We start from the raw sequence: 5,014 nt of genomic DNA on the forward strand, positions 1-5,014 counted from the left end.
ATTAGAGGAAGTTAAAGGACTTCCTAAAATGAACCATGATAACTGAATATCCAATAATAACTGACGTGACATTTCATGCAAAGAGCACGAGGAAGATGCCGCTATAGGATTATAAGACAAAACAAAGATTTTTAGTTCAGTCTGTAATGCTGCGAAAAAGCACTGACCGAAGCCAGCTGGCAGGCTGGTGATGCGATGATATGTATGAGATGCGATACACTTGCAGATCCTGAGAAGTCTGTAACTGGTAAACCTATGAACTGCTGGAGCCTGGAAACGAGAGTTTCCGGGTTGTGGTCCGGAGTATGCATCTGGGCAGGTTATTATTCCCTTCCTGCATATGCGGGAGTAACGATTCGGGGTATCGAGGATAAATAGAATCGAGCGAGCACTGTTTAATAATCAAATTGGCTATAGAGGTTATGCGGCAGAGCTTTCCCTATGGGAAAGAAACTCTGCCGTATTCCTGTGGAGCCAATATAGCGCTATGGATGCTTTACAAATAAAAATAATAGATTGGAGAGAGGACAAATGACAATCCGCAGAGGAGATATTTTATGGGCAGATCTCGGTATGTTTCCTACAACATCTGTTCAGGGTGGAGTAAGACCGGTGATCGTAGTGAGTAATAATAAAGCCAATACATACAGTTCAGTCATAACGGTAGTTCCGCTGACATCAAGAATTTATAAGAAACGGTATTTGCCAACACATGTATTTATCAGCAAATATGATATGACGGGAATCCGAAAAGGAAGCCTGGCACTGGCTGAACAGGTTATGAGCATTTCTACGAAATGTATTATTGAGAAATGCGGAAGAGTAAATAAGTGGAGCCTGGATCGGGTACTGAAAGCAGTACAGATTCAGATGGGAATGGAAGGAGAAGGGCATGACGGCAGAGGAATATAGAAACTATCTGGAGCAGGATTTCAGTGATGTAGATATCAATGAAATGACTGATCTACGGATGATAAAAGCAGACAGAAATAAATCGCTTCAGGAACGGAGAGATATTTTTCTGAATAAAGTAGGAAATCCATATTTGGTCCGGATCGGCAATATGAAAGTAAAAGTCAGATTTGCCAATAACGGTATATCTATGGAGCAGGCATTTGAGAATATGCTTCTGAGTGTCTGAAAAAGTACTGGCAAGATTGAGGGGACTGTGTTAGAATGTCAGTAAGGACAAATTATGCAGCCCCCTTTTATTACATGGATTTTCTGACGTAATAAAAGGAGGTAAGATATGTATCAGAATATCAATAAAATCTATCATGCCGCCATCTATGTCAGATTATCTAAAGAAGATGGCGATATTTCTAGTTCAGCAAAACTGGAAAGTAACAGCATTTCTAACCAGAAAGCTTTGATTCTGGATTTCCTGAAAGACAAAAAAGATATAGAAGTTGTTTCAGTCCGAGTTGATGATGGCTACTCAGGCTCTAATTTTGAGCGCCCTGCATTCCAGGCAATGCTGGAAGATATCCGGCGTGGGATTGTAGACTGCGTAGTGGTAAAAGATTTATCACGATTTGGAAGGGAATATATTGATTCCGGGAAGTATATCGAGAGATTATTCCCGGCTCTTGGTGTGCGTTTTATTGCCATCAATGATAATTATGACAGTCTTAAGGGAAAGAATCAGGCAGACGAAATCATTATCCCATTTAAAAATTTAATCAACGATGCTTATTGTCGTGATATTTCTATTAAGATCAGGAGTAATCTTGAGATTAAGAGGAAAAAAGGCGAGTGCGTGACTCCGTTTGTAGCATTTGGATACAGGAAGACAAAGACAGATAAGCATAAATTAGAGATTGATCCATCGGCGGGCGGTGTAGTACAGGATATTTTTAAGATGAAGCTGCAGGGAATGAGTCAGGATGCGATCGCTAATCGTTTAAATGAACTGGGTATTCTTTCCCCATTTGAGTATAAAATAAGCAGCGGCAGTCGTTATGAAACAGGTTTCCGGCAGAAAGAACAGGCACTTTGGAGTTCCGTTACGGTCCGCAGGATACTGGAAAACGAGGTTTATATCGGAAACCTTGTACAGGGAAAAAGGACAACTCCAAACCATAAAGTGAAGCAGACTTATGTGAAACCGGAAGATGACTGGATCCGGATTGAGAAAAATCATGAACCTCTGGTGAGTGACCGTGATTTTGAAATTGTTCAGAGGCTTCTTGGCATGGATACACGTACTTCACCTGACCAAAAGCAGGTATATCTGTTATCCGGAATTGCTGTATGTGCGGATTGTGGAGCACCTATGACAAGAAAGGTTTCTACTGTGGCAGGAAAAAAATATGCTTATTATCTATGTTCCACAAATAAAGAAACAAAACGCTGTTCCAGTCATAGAATACCGGAAAAGGATCTGGAAGATGCCGTATTAGTGATGTTGAAACAGCATATCCAGAATATCCTGCACCTGAAAAGAGTCCTGGAATTTATCGGTACTGTGCCATTTCAGGAGATCAATATGAAAAAGCTGCAGGACAGGCTGGAGAAGAAAAAGCAGGAGAAAGAACGCTGTAAGGAGTTACGGATGATGCTCTATTCGGATATGAAAGAGGGCATTGTATCAAAAGAAGACTATGTAGAGCTTCATGCAGCCTATGGAAAGCGGCTTAGAAATGCGGAAGAGAGTATCCGTGCGATCCAGAAAGAAATGGATAACGAGCTGGAAAAAGCAGACAAAGCCAATACCTGGCTGGATTATTTTGTGAAATATCAGGATATTGAAGAACTGTCCCGCACTGTGGTGGTAGAACTGATCAGGCAAATCAGAGTATATGATAAAAAGAATATAGAGATCACTTTTGATTTTGATGATTGTTATCAGACATTGCTGAATCAATTACCTGCTATGGGAGTTGATATGGTAATAGATGATGATAACAATCTGCAGGTCAATGTAAAGGAGGTTGTATAAAATGGCACGAAAGAGCAGGAAAAACATTCCGGAAGTAGTCAGCAGTGCAACCGTCCAGACAGAGGTGAGCAGACCGTTCCGGGCAGGATTGTATGCCAGAATTTCAATGGAAACAGAAGAAACCTTAGAAAGAGGAACGATAGAAACCCAGGTGGAACTGATGAAAAACTTTGTGGCAGATACGGAAGACATCGCAGTTGCAGAAATATATAAGGATTCTGATTATTCTGGTACAAATTTCGACCGTCCTGGTTTTACGCAGATGATGGAAGATATCAAGCATGGAAAAATTAACTGTGTGATTGTAAAGGATCTATCCAGACTTGGAAGGAATTATGTAGAGACAAGTAATTATATTGAGCGTGTATTTCCGTTTTTTCATGTGCGGTTTCTTGCTGTGACGGATGACTTTGATTCTTTCCGTGAGGGAGTGGATCTGACAGTTCCCTTAAAAAATATCATCAATGAGTTTTATTCCAAAGACCTTGCAAAAAAGAGCAGCAGTGCCAAAAAAGCCCTGTGGAAAGAAGGAAAATTTACTGGTGCATGGGAACCTTATGGATACAGGAAATCAGAACAGGACAGACACCAGCTGGTAGTTGACGAGGAGGCTGCCGGACATTTACGAGAAATTTTTACTATGTATATGGATGGATGCAGCTACAGCGATATTGCAAAAAGACTGAATACAGATGGTATCCTTTCCCCGACTTTGCAGAGGGAATATTATAAAACAGGCGAAAAGCCTTCACCGGAATCCAAACCTTGGAATAATTATGAAGTGAAACGTGTACTTCAGGATGTCCATTGTACCGGAGATTCTGTATTTGGAAAATATCAGCAGAGTGTTTTTCAAGGAAACAAGCAGAGAAATCTACCGGAGAGTGAGTGGCTCTATGCTGAGAATACCCACGAAGGAATTATTGATAAAGAACTGTTCCGGCAGGTACAGGAAAAAATCCGGGAATTTACGGAAGCATACAAAAAGAAGCATCAGCTGAATAATGGAGCCATTCGGAATCATAATTTCTATACCGGCAAGATCAGGTGTGGGGGTTGTGGGAACCGCATGGTGTTGTCCAGAGAAAAAACAGGGACATTTTATTATATCTGTGGTGCAGATGCGAACCATAAATCCGGAGGAAATCAGTGTAAGGGGCACAGAGTCAAAAAAGAATACGTGGATGAAGACGTCCTTCGCCTGATCCAGTCACATATGAAAGCCGTATTGGATACAGAGAAACTGATCCGTGAAATGAATTCTGCTTCCAGAAACCAGACACAGTATTTGCTTCTGGATAAGGAAGTGGGGAAACTTCGGCGGGAGTTGAGCAGGATCAGCAAGCGTAAATCTGATTTATATGAGGATTATTCGGAACGTCTGATTACAGAAGAAGAATACATGCAGTTTTCCCGTATCTATTCCAATGAAATAGAAAACATCAAGAACCGCCTGGATGTAGTATTGGCGGCACAGGTACGGTATTCCAAGGATTATCATATCGAGGAAGGATGGGGAAAAGTGATACATACTTATATGTCAAAGCGTAAGCTGACAAAAGAAATGGCAGATGCCTTTGTGGATTCAATTATTATCCATGGTAAGTATGATTATGAGATCAAGCTGGTATATGACGATCAGTTTGCAGATTTACAGAAATTAAAGAAAGAGAAGGAGGCGCAGTCAAGATGACAGATCATAGAAAAACAGCTGTTTACATCCGTTTATCCGCAGAAGATGACAATGTAGATGGCAGAGCTAAAAAAGAGAGCGACAGTGTAACTTCTCAGAGAATTCTGTTAAAATCATTTGTGATTGATCAGCTGGGTGTAGATGAGGCAGATATCCTGGAATATGTGGATGATGGTGTCAGCGGTACTCATTTTAAACGGCAGGGATTTCAACAGCTGCAGGATGACATGAAAAGTGGAGAAATCGGCTGTGTAGTTGTAAAAGACTTTTCCAGATTCGGAAGAGACTATCTGGAAGTTGGATTTTATATTGAATATATTTTTCCACTTCTGCAGATTCGATTTATTTCGATTAATGACAGCTATGACAGTGCAGCAAGC

General features: G+C 40.8%; 6 protein-coding genes. All 6 read left to right on the forward strand.

Features of this window, described 5'->3' with window-relative positions:
* Positions 1-195 precede the first annotated feature (195 nt).
* Positions 196-378, forward strand: coding sequence for a hypothetical protein (locus tag OCV61_RS09625; protein WP_055282710.1), 183 nt, complete (start codon positions 196-198; stop codon positions 376-378).
* 153 nt (positions 379-531) lie between these two features.
* Positions 532-912, forward strand: a complete 381-nt coding sequence (locus OCV61_RS09630; RefSeq protein WP_015568867.1) for a type II toxin-antitoxin system PemK/MazF family toxin — start codon at positions 532-534, stop codon at positions 910-912.
* Positions 893-1,141, forward strand: a complete 249-nt coding sequence (locus OCV61_RS09635) for a DUF6870 family protein (protein WP_015568866.1) — start codon at positions 893-895, stop codon at positions 1,139-1,141. Before OCV61_RS09630 ends, OCV61_RS09635 begins: the two co-directional genes overlap by 20 nt.
* A gap of 108 nt (positions 1,142-1,249) precedes the next feature.
* Positions 1,250-2,941, forward strand: a complete 1,692-nt coding sequence (locus OCV61_RS09640; protein ID WP_158421629.1) for a recombinase family protein — start codon at positions 1,250-1,252, stop codon at positions 2,939-2,941.
* Position 2,942: 1 nt separating this feature from the next.
* Complete coding sequence (locus OCV61_RS09645; RefSeq protein WP_158421630.1) at positions 2,943-4,634, forward strand: recombinase family protein; 1,692 nt, start codon at positions 2,943-2,945, stop codon at positions 4,632-4,634.
* On the forward strand, positions 4,631-5,014 hold a 384-nt coding region (locus tag OCV61_RS09650), incomplete at its 3' end, for a recombinase family protein (protein ID WP_262582773.1). The genes OCV61_RS09645 and OCV61_RS09650, both read left to right, overlap by 4 nt.

This window comes from Blautia ammoniilytica (genome assembly GCF_025566965.1).
Lineage (GTDB): Bacteria > Bacillota > Clostridia > Lachnospirales > Lachnospiraceae > Blautia_A > Blautia_A ammoniilytica.